At 68.9% G+C, this 17,292-nt stretch carries 14 protein-coding genes; 12 read left to right on the top strand and 2 right to left on the bottom strand.

Features of this window, described 5'->3' with window-relative positions:
* Position 1: 1 nt before the first annotated feature.
* Positions 2-1,555, bottom strand: coding sequence for an AMP-binding protein (locus ACWD0F_RS38535; protein ID WP_449885352.1), 1,554 nt, complete (start codon positions 1,553-1,555; stop codon positions 2-4).
* A gap of 106 nt (positions 1,556-1,661) precedes the next feature.
* Here ACWD0F_RS38535 and ACWD0F_RS38540 point away from each other — a divergent pair, with 106 nt between their 5' ends.
* Genes ACWD0F_RS38540 through ACWD0F_RS38555 form a run of 4 tightly spaced genes read left to right on the top strand, consistent with a single transcriptional unit; the run spans position 1,662 to position 6,557 of the window.
* Positions 1,662-2,915 carry an FAS1-like dehydratase domain-containing protein gene (locus tag ACWD0F_RS38540; RefSeq protein WP_449885355.1) on the top strand — a complete coding sequence of 418 codons (1,254 nt, stop codon included), beginning with the start codon at positions 1,662-1,664 and terminating at the stop codon, positions 2,913-2,915.
* A gap of 44 nt (positions 2,916-2,959) precedes the next feature.
* Positions 2,960-3,742 carry an enoyl-CoA hydratase/isomerase family protein gene (locus tag ACWD0F_RS38545; RefSeq protein ID WP_449885358.1) on the top strand — a complete coding sequence of 261 codons (783 nt, stop codon included), beginning with the start codon at positions 2,960-2,962 and terminating at the stop codon, positions 3,740-3,742.
* Positions 3,739-5,292 (top strand): AMP-binding protein, encoded by a 1,554-nt coding sequence (locus ACWD0F_RS38550; RefSeq protein WP_449885361.1) that lies wholly within the window; start codon positions 3,739-3,741, stop codon positions 5,290-5,292. The genes ACWD0F_RS38545 and ACWD0F_RS38550 overlap by 4 nt, the downstream gene beginning before the upstream one ends.
* On the top strand, positions 5,289-6,557 hold the full coding sequence (locus ACWD0F_RS38555; RefSeq protein ID WP_449885363.1) for a CoA transferase: 1,269 nt from the start codon (positions 5,289-5,291) through the stop codon (positions 6,555-6,557). Before ACWD0F_RS38550 ends, ACWD0F_RS38555 begins: the two co-directional genes overlap by 4 nt.
* A gap of 24 nt (positions 6,558-6,581) precedes the next feature.
* On the opposite strand, the gene ACWD0F_RS38560 is transcribed toward ACWD0F_RS38555, so the two are convergent.
* Positions 6,582-7,424 carry an enoyl-CoA hydratase/isomerase family protein gene (locus ACWD0F_RS38560; protein WP_449885366.1) on the bottom strand — a complete coding sequence of 281 codons (843 nt, stop codon included), beginning with the start codon at positions 7,422-7,424 and terminating at the stop codon, positions 6,582-6,584.
* Positions 7,425-7,521: 97 nt separating this feature from the next.
* On the opposite strand from ACWD0F_RS38560, the gene ACWD0F_RS38565 reads away from it, so the two are divergent.
* From ACWD0F_RS38565 to ACWD0F_RS38600, 8 genes are all read left to right on the top strand, one after another.
* Entirely contained in the window at positions 7,522-8,541 is a 1,020-nt protein-coding gene (locus ACWD0F_RS38565) for an LLM class F420-dependent oxidoreductase (RefSeq protein ID WP_449885369.1), read from the top strand.
* A gap of 145 nt (positions 8,542-8,686) precedes the next feature.
* On the top strand, positions 8,687-10,159 hold the full coding sequence (locus ACWD0F_RS38570; RefSeq protein WP_449885371.1) for a class I adenylate-forming enzyme family protein: 1,473 nt from the start codon (positions 8,687-8,689) through the stop codon (positions 10,157-10,159).
* 165 nt (positions 10,160-10,324) lie between these two features.
* A complete protein-coding gene (locus ACWD0F_RS38575; protein WP_449885373.1) occupies positions 10,325-10,855 on the top strand; it encodes a DoxX family protein in 531 nt (176 codons plus the stop codon).
* Positions 10,852-11,268 carry a hypothetical protein gene (locus ACWD0F_RS38580; protein ID WP_449885375.1) on the top strand — a complete coding sequence of 139 codons (417 nt, stop codon included), beginning with the start codon at positions 10,852-10,854 and terminating at the stop codon, positions 11,266-11,268. The genes ACWD0F_RS38575 and ACWD0F_RS38580 overlap by 4 nt, the downstream gene beginning before the upstream one ends.
* 100 nt (positions 11,269-11,368) lie before the next feature.
* Positions 11,369-12,514, top strand: a complete 1,146-nt coding sequence (locus ACWD0F_RS38585) for a thiolase family protein (RefSeq protein ID WP_449885377.1) — start codon at positions 11,369-11,371, stop codon at positions 12,512-12,514.
* A 212-nt stretch (positions 12,515-12,726) separates the two neighbouring features.
* Complete coding sequence (locus tag ACWD0F_RS38590; RefSeq protein ID WP_449885379.1) at positions 12,727-13,914, top strand: thiolase C-terminal domain-containing protein; 1,188 nt, start codon at positions 12,727-12,729, stop codon at positions 13,912-13,914.
* Positions 13,911-14,360 (top strand): Zn-ribbon domain-containing OB-fold protein, encoded by a 450-nt coding sequence (locus ACWD0F_RS38595; RefSeq protein ID WP_449885382.1) that lies wholly within the window; start codon positions 13,911-13,913, stop codon positions 14,358-14,360. Before ACWD0F_RS38590 ends, ACWD0F_RS38595 begins: the two co-directional genes overlap by 4 nt.
* 381 nt (positions 14,361-14,741) lie before the next feature.
* The gene (locus tag ACWD0F_RS38600; RefSeq protein WP_449885385.1) at positions 14,742-17,159 is read left to right on the top strand and encodes a CaiB/BaiF CoA transferase family protein; all 2,418 of its coding nucleotides are present in this window, start codon (positions 14,742-14,744) and stop codon (positions 17,157-17,159) included.
* Positions 17,160-17,292: the final 133 nt, after the last annotated feature.

Consider the following 17,292-nt stretch of genomic DNA (forward strand, 5'->3'; position numbering starts at 1 on the left):
GTCAGACCCGCCGGTCGGTGCCGGCCCACAGTTCGTCGCGGAGCAGACGTTTGTAGAGCTTGCCCGTCTCGGTCCGGGGCAGCGTGTCCCTGAACTCCACCACCCGGGGACACTTGAAGCTCGCCAGCCTGTCGCGACAGTAGGCGATGAGCTCGGAGGCCAGCTCGTCGGAGGGTTCGCCGCCGTTGGAGAGCTGGACGACCGCATGCACCCGCTCACCCCATTCGAGATCGGGAGCTCCGACGACGGCGGCGTCCTGGACGGCGGAGTGGCCGAGGATCACCGCCTCCACCTCGGCCGGATAGACGTTGACGCCCCCGGTGATGATCATGTCCTTGATGCGGTCGACGATGAACAGGTAGCCGTCCTCGTCGAGGTAGCCGACGTCGCCGATGGTGAAGGCCGATCCCTTGTAGACGGCCGCGGTCTGCTCGGGGTCGCGAAGGTAGGAGAACTTCGGGCCCGCCGATTCGAGGTAGACGCTGCCGATCTCACCCGGGCCCAGCTCGGCGCCGTCTTCGTCAAGAATCTTGATGGCCATGCCCCTGATGGGCCGGCCCACGGTGCCGGGCTTGGCCAGCCAGCGGTGTGGCTTGGCGATGGTGGCGGCTCCCTCGGTGCCGCCGTAGGTTTCCCAGATGACCGGCCCCCACCAGGCCATCATCTGCTTCTTGATCTCCATGGGGCAAGGCGCGGCGGAGTGTGCGACGGTCCGCAGGCTGGAGTGGTCGTAGCGGGCGCGGACCTCCTCCGGCAGCCGGAGCAGGCGGACGAACTGCGTGGGCACCATGTAGCCGGTGGTGATCCGATGCTTCTCGATGAGGCGGAGCGTCTCCTCGGGATCGAACTTGCGCATGATCACCAGGCCCTGGCCGACATGCAGAGCGCCCATGTAGAAGCTCTGGCAGCCGGCGTGGTGCATGCCGGCGGAGACGAGGTGCGCGCCGGTCAGCGGCTCGAACCTGAAGGCGTGCCCGAAAGTCTTCATGGCGTCCGCCACGTCGGAGGGATCGGCGTCCGGCATCGAACGCGCGATCGCCTTCGGTTTGCCGGTCGTGCCCGAGGTGTAGACCAGCGGCATGCCGTACCGCCGGTCCGGGGGAGCGGAGAAGGGGTGGCCGTCCAGCACCTCCTCCTGTGGAATGAACCCCGGTATCGGCCCACCGACGCTGACGCGGATCGGCGGACCGTCCGCGGCGCCGGCCCTCGCCGCGTACTCCACGTGGACGACGAGCGCGGCCGCCTCGGCGTGCGCGACGATCGCGGTCACCTCCTCGGCCGAGGACATGGGGCTGAGTGAGATGTGCCGCCAGCCTGCCTCGGAGGCCGCGAGCTGCCACAGCACGATGTCCACGTCGTTGGGCAGCGCCACTGCTATCGCGTCGCCGTGGGAGAGGCCGAGCGAGCGCATGGCATGGACGATCCGATGGGCTCTGCCGGCCAGTTCGGCGAAGGTGAGTGACTCGCCCGCCGGGCAGGCGATGATCGCCGCGAGGCCGGGATGCTCCTCCGCGATGCTCCACACACCCAGGCGTCTGTCCCACGGATGCTTCATCGACCGGCCCCCGTCTCGGGTCTGGCGGACGCGAATAAATTAGACATATATTTACTCTACTAATAGCTTCAGCGTCCACACCAGAGCACACGCATGAGGAGGCGCCGTGACGGAGACCGCGCGTGAGTTCGACTACGAGATCAAAGACGAGGACATCGAACGCTCCAAGCTGCTGATCGGCCTGGACCAGGCACACGGGGTGCGGGAGTTCTACTCGGTGGCGGGAGCCGACGGCCTGCGGAACTTCGCGCGTGGGTACGGCGACGACAACCCGCTGTTCTGCGATCCCGACTACGGACGCACCACCCGGTGGGGTGGCCAGATCGCGCCTCCGATGATCGGGATCGCCCTGGCCACGCCGCTGCTCGGCGACCGGTTGCCCGAGGACGTGAGAAAGGCGACCAAGGGCCTGTTCTCCGGCGTCCACCTGTTCGTCTCCGGCCAGTCCACCGAGTGGCACCGGCCGGTGTATCCGGGCGATGAGCTGTACTCCTTCGGCGGGCTGGAGTCCGTGCAGGAGAAGCGCTCGGAGTTCGCGGGCCGCTCGGTGATCCGGGTGTCCCGGCAGGTGCGGATGAACCAGCGCGCCGAGGTCGTCTCCGTCTCCAGGACCATCCTCATCGCGACCGAGCGCAAGAAGTCGCGCGAGCGCGGCAAGTACATGGCCATCGAGCCGGCCACGTACACTCCCGAGCAGATCGCCGAGCACGACGCCATCTACGCCGCAGAGAAGCCCAGAGGTACCGAGCCGCGCTACTTCGAGGACGTCGAGGTTGGCGAGGAACTGCCGAAGATGGCCAAGGGCCCACTGACGCTGACCGAGATCATCTGCTTCCACGCCGGAGGGTACGGCTTCGCGCCCTACAACATCTCCGCCTCCCGCCTCGGCTACCAGAACCGGCGGCGCATCCCGAAGTTCTACATCGACAACGCGGCCGGCATCCCCGACGTGGCACAGCGTCTGCACTGGGAGAACGACTGGGCACAGTCGATCGGCAACCCGATGGCCTACGACTACGCGGTCATGCGGGAGTGCTGGCTGACCCACTTCCTGACCGACTGGATCGGGGACGAGGGGTGGATCCTCAGGCAGCACGACGAGATGCGCAAGTTCAACTACGTCGGCGACGCGCACGTGATCAGCGGCGAGGTCGTGGCCATGCGGTTCACCGATGGCAGGGGCGAGGTCGACATCGAGTTCCGGGCGACCAACCAGCGGGGCCAGGTCACCGCGCCGGCCTCGGCCACCGTGCTGCTGCCCAGCCGTGAGCACGGCCCGGTGCCGCTGCCCGAGCCGCCGGACGAACTCCAGCGCAGGGCGCTGTCGATGATGGTGCGGCATCGCGAACTCAGCCGGTGATCGCTAAGTTCAGCAGTCCGGATTCTGCCGAGGGATGGGCCTGGATGGAGACCGAGACCATACTTTTCGAGGTCGGCGACGACCGCGTCGCGACCATCACACTCAACCGGCCCGAGGCTCTCAACAGCTTCACCGCCCGGATGGCCGAGGAGATGACCTGGGCGTGGCGGACCGTCCGTGACGACGACGGCGTCCACGTCGCCGTCCTGCGGGCCGCGGGCGAACGGGCCTTCAGCACCGGCATCGACATCAAGTCGGACGCGAGCTGGGTCTTGAGCTCCAACGTGTGGAACAGCGTCGACCCTGGGGCCGCCCTCTCGCCGAAGCAGCACCACAAGGTGTGGAAGCCGGTGGTCGCGGCGGTCCACGGTCTGTGCGCGGGCGGGGGACAGTACTTCATCAACGAGGCCGACATCGTCATCTGCTCCGACGACGCGGTCTTCTTCGACCCGCACATGAACGGCGGCATCACCTCGGCGCTGGAGCCGATCGGCATGCTGGCCCGGGGTGTGCCGCTCGGCGACGTGCTGCGCTGGGCGCTGATGGGCACCGAGGAACGCATCACCGCGCAGACGGCGCTGCGGCTCGGTCTGGTGACCGAGGTCGTTGCGCGGGAGGACCTGTGGGGGCGGGCGCAGGCCCTCGCCGCCTCGATCGCCGCCCGCCCCACCAAGCCGGTCCAGGGCACGGTCAGGGCGATCTGGGAGTCTCTGGACATGACCCGCCAGATGGCGTTGCAGAACGGCATGGCCTACACTCACCTCGGCAACGACTACCCCCGTGGTGCTCCTCAGCCGCGCGCCGGCAAGCCGCCGGAGTTCCGGTGATCACACCGGAGGAGCGAGAGGCGCTCCGCCGCCGCTGGTACGCCGAAGGCCGGTACGGCACCGCCGACCTGGCCGAGGAGCTGCGCCGCGGCACCGGCGGCCGCCTCGTCTTCGCCGCCCGTGACCGGCGCGTCACGATGGAGGCTGGTGACGTGGTGGCCGCGGCCACCAGGGCGGCCGGAGGTCTGACCAACCTCGGGATCGGTAAGGGTGACGTGGTGGCCATCCAGGCGCCGGCCTCACCCGACAGCGTGATCGTCATGGCGGCGGCCTGGTTGGCCGGCGCCGTCGTGCTGCCTTTGGTCACCTCGCTGGGACGGCACGAACTGGCGTTCATCCTGGCCGAGAGCCGGGCCCGGGTCCTGTGCGTGCCGGGGGAGTGGCGCGGCGTGGACTACGCCGCCCGGGCTCGCGGCCTCGGCGTGGAGCACGTGATCATGCTCGGCGAGCACGACGGCCCACTGGATCACGAGTCGCCGGCACGGCAGCCGGTAGCCGATCCCGACGAGGTGTGCCTGCTCGTCTACACCTCTGGCACGACCGCGAACCCCAAGGGCGTCCAGCACACCCACAACAGCCTGCTCGCCGCTCTGCGGCCGGGAGTCGCCGCGGGCCGAGCCCTGGCCACCTTCCCCGCCGGTCACATCGCCGGAGTGATCGGCGTGCTGCAGCCTCTCCTGCGTGGCGGCGTCACCGTGGTCATGGACAGGTGGAGCGCCGCGCACGCCGCCGAGCTGATCGAGGAGTACCGGCTGGAATCGAGCGCGGGCACGCCGTTCTTCCTGGCGACGCTCCTCGACGAGGCCGAGCGTTCCGGGCGCGACATCTCCACCCTGTCCCGCTTCCTCACCGGCGCGGCGAGTGTCCCGCCCAGCCTGATGGCGCGGGCGCGCGGCGCCGGCATCGTCTCGTGGCGATCGTACGGCTCCACGGAGCATCCGCTGATCAGCACGGGCGGCCCTGACGACCCCGAGGACAAACGGCACCACACGGACGGCCGCGTCGCCGACGGCAACCTGGTCAGGCTTGTCGACGAGAGCGGCGCCGACGTGGCGCCCGGCGCGCACGGTGAGATCGTCACCCGGGGGCCCCGCCAATTCACCGGCTACCGTGACCCGGCGCTCGACACGGACGCGTACCTGCCGGGCGGCTGGTTCCGTACGGGAGACATCGGCAGGGTGGACGACGACGGCTATCTCATCATCACCGATCGCAAGAAGGACATCATCATCCGCGGCGGGGAGAACATCGCCTCCCGCGAGGTCGAGGACCTCCTCGCCCGTCACCCCGCCGTGGCTGAGGCCGCCGTCTGCGCCGAGCCCGATCCGCTCCTGGGCGAGCGGGTCTGCGCCTTCGTGATCCCCAAGCCGGGTGGCGAGATCGACCTGCCCGGAGTCAGAGATCATTTCGCGCGTCTCGGCGTCGCCCGGCACAAGGTCCCGGAACGTCTGGAGGTCGTCGACGACCTGCCCCGCACCGCCATGGGAAAAGTGCGCAAGACGGAGCTCCGCGGCCTGCTGGTGGACGGGGCGGGCGAGGCGGGCGCGTGACCGAGGCGGTGGAGGCGTGGGCGCGAAGCGGTGCGATGGCGCTCACCGGCCTGCCGGACGGTCCGCCGCTGGTCGGCCCGCTGAGCCTGCCGCCCTTCGTCGTGGGTCTTCAGGAGGCCGTCGAACGTCTCACGTCCGGCCTCGGTGTCACCGTCTCGCTGGACGCCATGGCGCTGCTGGGGGAGCGAGCGGCGATCACCGGCCGCACCCGGGCGGGCCGGACCAGTTGCGGGGGCGCCACGCGGTTGCTGCGGGCGGCCGACGGATGGGTCGCGGTCACCCTCGCCCGCCCTGACGACCTGGACGTCGTGCCCGCCTGGCTCGGACTGGACGGTCCGCCAGCCGGCGACGTGTGGGAGCGGGTGAGGACCGAGGTGGCCCGCGGCCGCGCCGGCGAACTCGTCGCCTGGGGAAGGACGCTGGGCCTACCGGTGGCACGACTCGGCGAGACCACGCCGCCCGGGACACCCATGCTGGGGCAAGGCGACTCACGGGTCGCCCTGCCGGTGCGCCCAGCCTGGATCGGCCCGGCGCGGCCGGTGCGGGCACTCGGTGAACTCGTGGTGGCGGACCTGTCCTCGCTGTGGGCGGGCCCGTTGTGCGGACAGGTCCTCACCGAGGCCGGCGCCCGCGTCGTGAAGGTCGAGGACACCTCTCGGCCGGACGGAGCCCGCCGAGGACCCCGGGCCTTCTTCGACCTCATGAACGGCGGCAAGGAGAGCGTCCGGCTCGACCTGCGCTCCGGCGTGGGGAAGGAAGCGCTGCGCCGCCTCGTCTCCCGGGCCGACGTGGTGATCGAGGCCTCGCGGCCGCGAGCGCTGCGCCAGCTCGGCATTCACGCTGAGGACGTGCTCCGGACCGGCTCGCCGAAGATCTGGATCTCCATCACCGGGTACGGCAGGCGCGAGCCGTACGGCGAGCGGGTCGCCTTCGGTGACGACGCCGCCGTGTCCGGCGGGCTGGTCGCCTGGACCGGAGACGTCCCCTTCTTCTGCGCGGACGCAGTGGCGGATCCGCTCACCGGCCTGGTGGCCGCCACCGCCTGCCTGACCCTGCTCGGCGGTCCGGGGCGTTGGCTGGTGGACATCGCGATGGCAGAGGTCGCGGCGCGCGCGGCGACCGCCGAGGACATGACCGGACACGCATGCGGCGATCCCGGCGGGTGGCCATGTGCGGCCGCGCCGCGAGCGCGGCGCCCCCGCGCGCGGGGACCCGCGCCGGGCAGCCACACGCGCCGTGTCCTGGGCGATCTGGGACTGGCATGAAAACCAGCAGTCGAGGACTCCAGGTCACCCGGTGTCCGGACCTGATGCCTGGGAGCCCTTCGCAGATCGGGTGTTCATCTCGGCCAGCCACCGCTTGACGGCCCGGCGGTGCTCATCGGTCTGGGCCGAACGCGCCATCCGTGCGCTTTCCAGGGGTAGCGCCCGGTCAAGGTCCAGTCGCTGGGCGTCCCTGACATTCTCCTTCATCAGGCCGAACGCCTCTCTCGGGCCGGCGGCGATCTCCTTCGCCCACGCGAGAGCCGCGGCAGGTAGGTCCGCAGCAGGCACCACCCGGTTGAACAGGCCGAGCCGGGTGGCGGCCTCGGCGTCGATAGGCGTGTCGCCGAGGAGGAACTCCAGCGCGCGGGCGTGACCGAGCATCCTCGTGAGAAACCAGGTGCCGCCGAAGTCGCCACTGAAGGCGAGCCGACCCCAGCCGCCGATCAACCTGGCCGAATGCGCGGCGATCCGCAGATCGGCTGCCAAGGCCAGGCCCACGCCCGCCCCGACGGCCGGGCCGGGTAGCGCCGCGATGGAGATCTTGGGGCTGTCGCGGAGCATGAGCACCATCCGCGCGAAGTGTCGAGGATCCTGATCGCCGTCCTGGGACCCGCTTTCAGGCGGGCGGCGCCGTTCGGCTCCACCGCGCACGTCGCCTCCCGCGCAGAAGGCGGAGCCCGCGCCGGTTAGCAGGATGCAGCCGACTTCCGTGGCCGCGTCGAACCGGTCGATCAAGCGGGGGATGGCGTCGTACATGTCGGGGTGCAGCGCGTTGCGGCGCTCAGGGCGGTTCAGAACTATGAGGCCGACGCCATCGGTGATCTCGGCCTCGACCGTGCCGGTACCACTGTCGATCTTCGTGTTCACCGAGCCTCCGCTCACTTGTTGCCTCTGGAAGCTGTCGAAAAAAAGCTATAACATTAGTCTGTATTAAGCCAGGCATGGCCACCAAAGGAGCGGCATCTTGAATGCTCGGATGCGCCTGGGCGCAGCTGTTGGCGGTGTGGTGGGCAAGGCCGCCGCGCACACCCTCGTGACACGCGCCAAGCTCGCGGAGTCCCTCGGATACGACTCCCTGTGGGCAGGGGAGGCGTACGGCGGCGACGCGGTCACCGCGCTGGCCTGGGCCGCAGCCCATACCGAGCGGATCAGGATCGGATCGTCGATCCTGCAGATCCCCGGCCGCACCCCCGCCATGACGGCGATGACCGCCGCCTCGCTCGCCCAACTCTCCGGCGGCAGATTCGTTCTCGGCCTAGGCGTCTCAGGCCCCCAGGTGGTCGAGGGCTGGCACGGGCGGCCGTTCACCGACCCGATCGGCCTGGCCGAGGAGTACATCACACTCGTCCGCCGCTTCCTGACCGCAGGCGAACCGGTCGGCTTCGCGGGGAAGCACTTCCGCCTGCCCTACGACGGGGAGGGGGCGAGCGGCCTGGGCAAGGCCATCAAGCCTGGCTTCGGACGGGTTGATGTGCCGATCCATCTGGCGGCGATCGGGCCGCGTAACGTCGAGATGGCCGTGCGGGTGGCCGACGGGCTGCTGCCCTACCTGTGGAACCCGCACCGCTCCAGAGATGTCTACGGCAAGGCCCTCGACGCCGTCCGGCCGGAGTTCGAGATCATGCCGATGGTCTTCGTGGCGATGGGCGACGACGTCGCGGCCTGCAGGGACAAGATTCGCCCCACCCTCGCGTTCTACGTCGGCGGCATGGGTGCGCGTGGCCGCAACTTCTACAACCGGCTCGTCCGGCGCTACGGCTACGAGGCCGAGGCGGAGAAGATCCAGGACCTGTTCCTGGCCGGCCGGCGCGAGGAGGCCGTGGCCGCGGTGCCCGACACGCTGGTGGACGAACTGGCCCTGGTCGGCCCGCGCGAGAAGATCGCAGAGCAGCTCGAAGTCTGGAAGGCCTCAGGGGTGACCGGGCTCATCCTCGGCGCCTCGGGGGAGAAGATCCTGCGCACCGTCGCTGAGCTGGTGCTATGACCCACGTCAGCGACAATGAAAGCGATTATTTATTACTCTAATTTCAGAGTATGCCCATGAGCACCGGTGTGGCGGGCGAGCGGGCCTCTCTGTCGAGGGCGGAAGAGAGGGCGCTGCTTCCCGGCGAGGCAGGAGGAGTCGCATAGTGGATCTCGGACTTTTGCTCGACATGGCCGCCGAAGGGGATCCTGGGCGTGTGCTGGTCGGCCCGCGTGCCGGTGGCATGAGCGCGGACGAGCTCAGGCGGCGCGCGCTCGCCGGCGCCGAACTGATCCGTGGGCGGGGTTCCTCCTGCCTGATCTACGTCGCTACGACCGGCCCGGCGTTTCCCGTGGCGTTGTTCGCCGCGGCCAAGGCCGGGGTGCCGTTCGTGCCGCTCAACTATCGTCTGCCCCAAGATCGGCTGACACGGATGCTGGAGTCGAACGCGCCGGCGCTGGTGATGGCCGATGATCCGTTCCCCGCGGACCATCTCACCCCTGGCGAGTGGCTCGAAACGACGGCGGCGATGGCCGGCCGGGAATGCGAGCCGGTCGATCCGGATGCCGTCGCCGTCCTGCTCTACACCAGCGGCACCACGGCCGAGCCCAAGGCCGCGATCCTGCGTCACCGCCACCTGGTCTCCTACGTGATCGCCACGGTCGAGTATGCCGGCGCGGACCCGTCGCAGGCGACGTTGGTGAGCGTGCCGCCGTACCACATCGCCGGAGTCGCCAACGTGACGAGCAACCTCTACTCGGGGCGACGGGTCTTGTATCTGCCTGACTTCGAACCGCGCGAATGGCTGGAGGCCGTACGCCACGAGGAGATCACGCACGCACTGGTGGTCCCCACGATGCTGGCCAGGATCGTCGAGCATCTCGGCCGGACCGCCACGGCCGACGTGCCGAGCCTGCGCACCCTGGCCTACGGCGGTTCCCGCATCCCGCAGACCGTGATCGAGCGCGCGCTGGAACTCTTCCCCGACACCGGCTTCGTCAACGCCTACGGGCTCACTGAGACCAGCTCCACCATCGCACTGCTCGACCCGGCCACGCACCGGGAGGCGGTGTCCCACGACGACCCGGCTGTTCGCGCCCGCCTCTCCTCGGCTGGTCGTCCGGTGCCCGGTGTCGAGATCGAGATTCGTGACGCCGACGGCAGGCCCTGCCCCCCATACGCGCGGGGAGGCCTGTGGGTGCGCGGCGAGCAGGTGTCGGGCGAGTATCGCGGACGTCCCGCCAGCCTGGACGGCTGGTTCGACACCCGCGACCGGGCCTGGCTCGACTCGGAGGGCTTCCTGTTCATCGAGGGCCGCGTGGACGACACGATCATCAGAGGAGGGGAGAACATTGCTCCCGCCGAGATCGAGGACGTTCTCATTCGCCACCCCGACATTGATGAGTGCGCGGTCGTCGGGCTGGCCGACGACGAGTGGGGCCACCGCATCGCTGCGGCGATCGTGCCGGTCGCCGGGCGCGAGCTGGACGTAGAGGAGGTCCGCCGCTGGGCGCGCGAACGCCTGCGCGGCTCTCGGATGCCGGACCTGCTGGCGACCATGGCGGATCTGCCCCGGACCGAGACGGGCAAGCTCATCCGCCGCCGCGTGGCCGAGGAACTGTGGCGCCTCACCGCCTGATACCGGAAACAGGCTGCACGGCCCGATGTACCCCATCTGGCCCCGCCATCCGACCGGCCCTCCGAAGAATAGGACAGATGTGATGACGATCCAGGCAGCGGACCGGACTCGTCCTCGTCGTACACCTACGGATCGGTGCCGAGCCCGTGCGAGGAGGATGTCATCGTGAGTGTAGATCTCGCCTCATTGATCCTGCGGTTGGCGATCGGCATGACCGTGCTGGCACACGGGTGGAACCACGCCTTCGGAGGAGGCCGGATCTCCGGGACCGCCGAGTGGTTCGAGTCGATCGGGCTCCGGCCGGGGAGGCTGCACGCCCTCATGGCCACGGGAACGGAATTGGGTGCGGGGGTACTCCTGGTGCTGGGAGTGCTGACGCCCCTGGCTGCGGCGGGAGTCGTCGGGACGATGGTCGTGGCGATGGTGACCAATCACGTGAGGAACGGCTTCTTCATCTTCCGGCCCGGCGAGGGCTACGAGTACGTGTTGATGATCGTCATGGCGGCCTGCGCACTGGGAGCCCTGGGTGCAGGCTCGATCTCGGTGGACGGTGCGCTCGGCTGTGCCGGGACACTGGACGGCTGGATGGGGCTTGTTCTGACTGCCGGCCTCGGTGGTGTCGGTGGGGCGGTGCTTCTGGCCGCGTTCTGGCGTCCCGGACGGACGCGCGACCGCGACGGCGTGACCGGGCGGTGATCGCCGACGATAGGGAGATCTGGTTCTTCGATGTGGACGCCTGCCTGGTGGATTCCCTCACCGGAACTTCGCTGCGGCCGCTGGCCCGCCCGATCCTGGAGTCCTTGAGGAGCCGGGGTGCGCTCGTGGTCTGGTGGAGCGCGGGCGGGGCAGCTCACGCCCGGCGCCTCGCCGAAGCGCTCGGCGTGGACGGTCTGGTCGGTGAGTTCCGCACCAAGGAGCATCGGGGGCCCGACGGCAGATGGTCGTTCCCGCTGGGCCTGCGACCGCAGGTCTGTGTCGACGACCGGCCGGAGGAGGCGCCGGCGTGCGCGCTCAATGTCGCTGTGTCTCCCTATCTCGCACCGGACCCGCATGACCGCGGACTGCGCCCCCTTCACCAGATGCTGGCACGTCTGGTAGACATATATTAAGTTAATTATATGTCGGATTTACGGAAGCTCTTGCGCCTCGAGAGTGAGCTGATCGATAGGAGCGGGCCGAGGCCGATCCGATCCATCCGAGGAGTGGGAAATGCGTGACGCCGTCATCGTCGAGGCCGTGCGGACCCCGATCGGCAAGAGGTCCGGCGGGCTGGCCGAGGTGCACCCCGTCGACCTGTCCGCCCTCGTCCTGGAGACCCTCGTCGGACGGGCCGGGATCGATCCCGCGCTGGTCGACGACGTCGTGTGGGGATGCGTGGGCCAGGTCGGCGACCAGGCGATCAACATCGCCCGCAACGCCCTGCTGTCAGCCGGTTGGCCCGAGACGGTACCCGGCACGACCGTGGACCGCCAGTGTGGCTCGTCCCAGCAGTCAGTGCACTTCGCGGCGGCCGGCCTGATCGCCGGGCAGTATGACATCGTTGTCGCGGGCGGCGTGGAGAGCATGTCGCGGGTTCCGATGGGCAGCAGTATTCATGGGGGCAACCCCATGGGCCCGAGGTTCAAAGAGCGCTTCGGCGTTTCCATGGCACATCAGGGCATCGGTGCCGAGCGCATCGCCGCGAAGTGGGGCCTCTCGCGGGCTCAGTTGGACGACTTCTCCCTCCGCTCACACGCCAAGGCGGGCGATGCGGCAGACGCCGGACACTTCGACGCCCAGATTGTCACGGTCGCCACCCCGGAGGGGACGGTCGTCGCCAGGGACGAGGGCATTCGCCGCGGTGGCACCATGGAGAAGATGGCCGGGCTGAAGCCGGCGTTCAGCGAGCAGGGTGTGATCCACGCGGGCAACAGCTCCCAGATCAGCGATGGCTCCGCGGGCCTGCTGATGATGACGTCGGAGAAGGCCCGCGAAATGGCTCTCACCCCGCTCGCCCGGATTCATACCGCAGTCGTCGTCGGCGATGACCCCGTCATCATGCTGACGGCGCCGATTCCCGCCACCAAGAAGGTGCTGGAGCGCAGCGGGCTCAAGATCGACGATATCGGCGCCTTCGAAGTCAACGAGGCCTTCGCGCCCGTGCCGCTGGCCTGGCTGGCCGACATCGGCGCCGACGAGAAGAACCTCAACGTCAACGGCGGCGCCATCGCGCTGGGTCATCCGCTCGGCGGCAGCGGCGCACGGCTGATGACCACCCTCGTCCACCACATGCGCGACAACGGGGTGCGTTACGGCCTGCAAACGATGTGCGAGGGCGGTGGCCTGGCCAATGCCACCATCCTGGAACTGCTGTGATGCCGGTACTGGGGCGAGGCCCCTCGCGATGCACGTGATCGGGAGCGTATGGTCCAGCTCTTGTCTTCACCTTAAAACAGACTACTATTTAGTCTAGTTTAATCGGTGAAACGCCAGTAGCTGGTAGCAGTCGCTCCATACCGGCCGGCCCGAGTGAAGATCGGCGAAGGATCGAACATGGGAGTTCATGCGATGATGCCCGGGAGCCGTAGATGAGCCCGGCAGAGGTGGCGGTCGCCGGCGTGGGCGCGACACCCTACTACCGGCGCGGCGAGTCCATGCCGCAGACCATCACCGAGCTGGCGGGCAAGGCGATCCTCGCCGCCTGCGAGGACGCCGGTCTCTCGGTGAAGGAGATCGACGGTTTCGCCTACTACTCCGGCGCGGGCGCGGGATATGGCGCGATGATGGACACCGCCGAGTTCATGGAGACTCTCGGCATCCCCGAGGTGACCTTCAGTGCGGCGCTGACCTCGGGTGGCGGCGGCTCGGCTGGAGCCTTAGGCCTGGCTCGGGCGGCGATCCTGGCCGGCGACGCGAACGTGGTCGTCACGGTCATGGCCCTGCAACAGGACAGGCAGCGGCTCGGGAAGGTGTTCGCGGCCGTCCCGCCGCATCCCCTCGGCTCGTTTCTGCAGCCGTCCGGCCTAGCTGGGCCCGGCCACCTGATGTCGGTCCTCACCCGCAGGCACATGCACAATTACGGGACGCGGCGGGAAGCCTTCGCCGAGGTCGCGCTGTCCCAGCGGGAGAACGCGGCGAACCGTCCGACGGCTCTGCACCGTGAGCCGCTGACGCTCGACGACTACTTCAACGCGCGCATGATCGCCGAGCCGCTGTGCCTGTTCGACTTCTGCCTGGAGACCGACGGCGCCGTCGCGGTCATCACCACCAGCCTGGAGCGCGCCCGTGATCTGCGGCAGAAGCCCGTCCGGGTCGTCGCGGCCGCGCATGGTGGCAGTCGTGACTGGGGTCGCGCGTTCGCCTGGATGGGGATGCCGGACGAGACGTTCGCCTCCGCGGGGCATGCCTCGGTGGCCAAGCACCTGTACCGGCGCGCCGGGGTCGGCCCGTCTGACATCGACGTCGCCCTGATCTACGACCACTTCTCGCCGATGGTCATCATGCAGTTGGAGGAGTACGGATTCTGCGCCAAGGGCGAGGGCGGCCCGTTCGTGGAGAGCGGCGCCATCCGGTACAAGGGCGGCTCGATCCCGGTCAACACGCACGGCGGGCAGCTGTCCGAGGCGTACATCATCGGCATGACGCACGTGCGTGAAGGTGTCGAGCAGTTGCGTGGCACGGCGGTCAATCAGGTCGAGGGCGCTGAACTGGCCCTGGTGACCGGAGGACCGGCGGCGCTGCCCGTCAGCGGGCTCATTCTCGGGAGGGACTCATGAACGCGGTGAAGGCACAGGTCCTGCCCGGAGACTTCGTGCGGCTCGGCATGAGCGCCGTCACCGAGCCGTTCTGGCAGGCCGCCAAGGAGGAGCGGCTGAGCGCGCCGAAGTGTGGCGCGTGCGGTGTGTTCCGCTTGCCGCCCACGCCGTTCTGCCCGAACTGCCAGTCCACCGACGTGAACTGGGTGGAGCTGTCCGGCCAGGCCACCGTGTTCAGCTACTCGATCGTCCGCGGTTTTCCCGGACTGCCGGACATCGTTTTGGTCCCGGTCGTGGTCGACCTGCCCGACGCGCCCGGCGCGCGGCTGGTCAGCAACGTCATCGACATCGATCCGGCCGATGTACACATCGGTATGGAACTTCAGGTGCTCTTCTCTCCGGTGCGGGACGGCTGGCGCGTGCCGATCTTCCGGCCCGTCGCGAACGGGCATGTAGCCAGGGCATAACGCAGCCAAGGGATCTCGGAGGAGTTGCCGAGCCGGACCTGCGCCGCTGCCGGCGTCAGTGACCCGCGTCGGTCGGTTTTGGTGTGCGCCGCTGGGCCGGCCATGCCCCTTTCCCGCGAGGCCGCCATCGGGCTGTGTCTCTGAGCGCGCTCATACGGGGGTGAACCAAGTCGCCTGAGCTCACGTTGCTCCGTGGGACGCGTACTACGTTGCTGATTCGGACGTTTTCAGACCGGAAGTGCCCATGGCATGCTCCGAATATTGAAACCTGTCAGTAACAATCCAGGCGCGACGCGTTAACCGCTCTTCGCCCCGACCACTGCCTCGCAGGACAGGTCCGTCTGGCGTACTCACGCTCTTCACACAGTGAGGTGACCAACCATGCCCGCAACCAGGGGTCTTCCGCTCGCCGGCCTCCGCGTCATCGACCTGGCCGACGGAAAGGCCGAGATGTGCGGCCGGTTCCTCGCAGACCTCGGAGCGGACGTCCTACGCGTTGAGCCTCCCGGTGGCTCGCCGACTCGTCACCGCGAGCCGATCCACGACGGCGTGAGCCTTTACTTCGCGACGCACAACGCCAACAAACGCGGCGTCACCCTGGACGTGCACGACTCCGTGGACCGCGACCGCCTCATTGACCTGGTCGCCGGGGCGGACTTCCTCATAGAGACCGAGCGGCCCGGCACCCTCGACGAGCTTGGACTCGGCGCGGACGCGCTGCTCGCGCACAATCCCGCGCTCGTCGTCATCTCGATCACCGACTTCGGCCAGACCGGCCCTTACCGAGACTGGATCGGGACCGACTGGACGCACATGGCACTCGGCGGCGTGCTTTCACGTTCCGGCATCCCGGGTCGAAAGCCCATCATGCCGCCCGGTCCGCTGGCCTACGAGTCGGCGGCCATCCAAGCCGCGTGGGCGGGACTGCTGGCGTACCTGAACCGGCTCGACACGGGGCGCGGCGACCATGTCGACTGCTCGGTCTACGAGATGACCGCCCAGGTCCTAGACCCCGGGTTCGGCATCGGAGGTTCCGCCACTGGTGGCGTACCGGCGACCGACCTGCCCCGTGGTCGCCCGTATGCGGGCAACCTCTATCCGATCTTCCCGTGCTCCGACGGATACGTGCGGATCTGTGTGCTCGCCAAACGGCAGTGGCGGGGGATGTTCGGCTGGCTGGGCGAGCCCAAGGAGTTCTCCGACCCCAGATACGACACGCTGGCCGCCAGGTTCGGTGACTCCGACCGGCTGCACGCCCTGATCGGGGCACTGTTCAAGGACAAGACCAGGGACGAGCTCGTCGCCCAGGGTCAGGAGCGCGGCGTCCCGATCGCGGCGTTGCTCGACCCCGGTGAGGTGCTCGACAGCCTGCACTTCCTCGCCCGCGGCAGCCTGCTCGACGCCGAGGTGGCACCCGGGCTCACCGGACGTGTGCCGTCCGGGTACGTCGAACTGAACGGGGTACGGGCCGGCTTCCGGCACCGGGCCCCCGAGGCAGGGGAGCACAACAAGGAGGTCTTCGCCGAGAAGCCGCGGCCCGTGCCCGCCGTTGCCATGAGGGCAGAGGCCACTCCCGCTCGCCCCCTGAAGGGCTTGCGCGTGCTCGACCTCGGCGTCATCGTGGTCGGCGCGGAACTCGGCCGGCTGCTCGCCGACCAGGGCGCCGAAGTGATCAAAATCGAGAGCCGCGCCTACCCGGACGGCAGCCGCCAGTCGCTGACCAAGGAGACCATCGGCGTCAGCTTCACCCGGGGCCATCGCAACAAGCTCAGCGCGGGCATCAACCTGCGTTCTCCTGAGGGCCTGGAGATCTTCAAACAGCTGGCCAAGGACTGCGACGTCATCCTGTCCAACTTCAAGCCTGGCACGCTGGAGTCGCTGGGCCTCGGATACGACGTGATCAGCGAGCTGAACCCGCGGATCATCATGGCCGACAGCAGTGCATTGGGCTCGACCGGGCCATGGAGCAGGCGCATGGGCTACGGCCCGCTCGTCCGCGCCTCCACCGGACTGACCGGGCTCTGGCGTGACACCGACGTCGAGGCCGGTTTCTGCGACGCCATCACCATCTATCCCGACCACGTCGCGGCGCGGGTCGGCGCGGCCGCCGTGGTGGCCGCGTTGATCGAGCGCCGCCGCACCGGAGAAGGGGGAACGGTCAGCGTCGCCCAGGCCGAGACCATTCTCACCCAGTTGTCCACGAGCTTCCTGCGCGAGTCGCTGGAACCAGGCTCGTTCACCGTCCACGGCAACAGCGGCGAAGGGGATGCCCCCCAGGGTGTCTACCCGTGTGCGGGCGACGACGAGTGGTGCGTCGTCAGCGTCGACGGTGACGAGCAGTGGCACAACCTGTGTGAGGTCATCGGTCGCGCCGACCTGATCTCCGACGCACGGCTGACCACGTCCGAGGGGCGTCGTGCCCACCGTGAGCTCGTGGACGCCGCGGTGACCGCGTGGACGACGTCCGTCCCGCCTCGGGAGTGCATGGAACGCCTCCAGGCGGCGGGCGCGCCGGCCGGGATGATGCAACGCGTTATCGAGTACCTGGAGGACCCCCAGCTCATCGCCCGGGGGTTCCTGCGGGAGATGCGCCAGCCGTACATCGAGCACACGCTGCGCACGGAGAACGGTCCTGCGACTTTCCGCGGGATCGCCGATCCCGAACTGCGACCGGCTCCCCTCGCCTGCGAGCACACCCGGCTGGTGGGCGCCAAGCTGCTCGGCTTGGCCGAGTCAGAGGTGCAGCGCCTCATCGAGGCGGGCGTCCTCGAGGAGGCGACCGTCGAGGCCGGAGCGTGAGCTTTCCGGTCTCGACACCGCCGCTTGTCCCGCTGGACGACGTCCAGATGTGGCAGCCCAGCGTTGAGCGGGATCACGACATTGACCCACGAACCATTTGAAGGAGACATTTATGGGTGAGCCCGCCGCACTG

The organism is Nonomuraea sp. NPDC002799, assembly GCF_053592075.1.

Excerpts from the sequence above, each read along its gene's own strand:
- ACWD0F_RS38545 (WP_449885358.1), top strand. The coding sequence starts at position 2,960 with ATGGAGACCGAGACCATACTTTTCGAGGTCGGCGACGACCGCGTCGCG.
- ACWD0F_RS38585 (WP_449885377.1), top strand. The coding sequence starts at position 11,369 with ATGCGTGACGCCGTCATCGTCGAGGCCGTGCGGACCCCGATCGGCAAG.
- ACWD0F_RS38590 (WP_449885379.1), top strand. The coding sequence starts at position 12,727 with ATGAGCCCGGCAGAGGTGGCGGTCGCCGGCGTGGGCGCGACACCCTAC.
- ACWD0F_RS38600 (WP_449885385.1), top strand. The coding sequence starts at position 14,742 with ATGCCCGCAACCAGGGGTCTTCCGCTCGCCGGCCTCCGCGTCATCGAC.
- ACWD0F_RS38595 (WP_449885382.1), top strand. The coding sequence starts at position 13,911 with ATGAACGCGGTGAAGGCACAGGTCCTGCCCGGAGACTTCGTGCGGCTC.
- ACWD0F_RS38535 (WP_449885352.1), bottom strand. The coding sequence starts at position 1,555 with ATGAAGCATCCGTGGGACAGACGCCTGGGTGTGTGGAGCATCGCGGAG.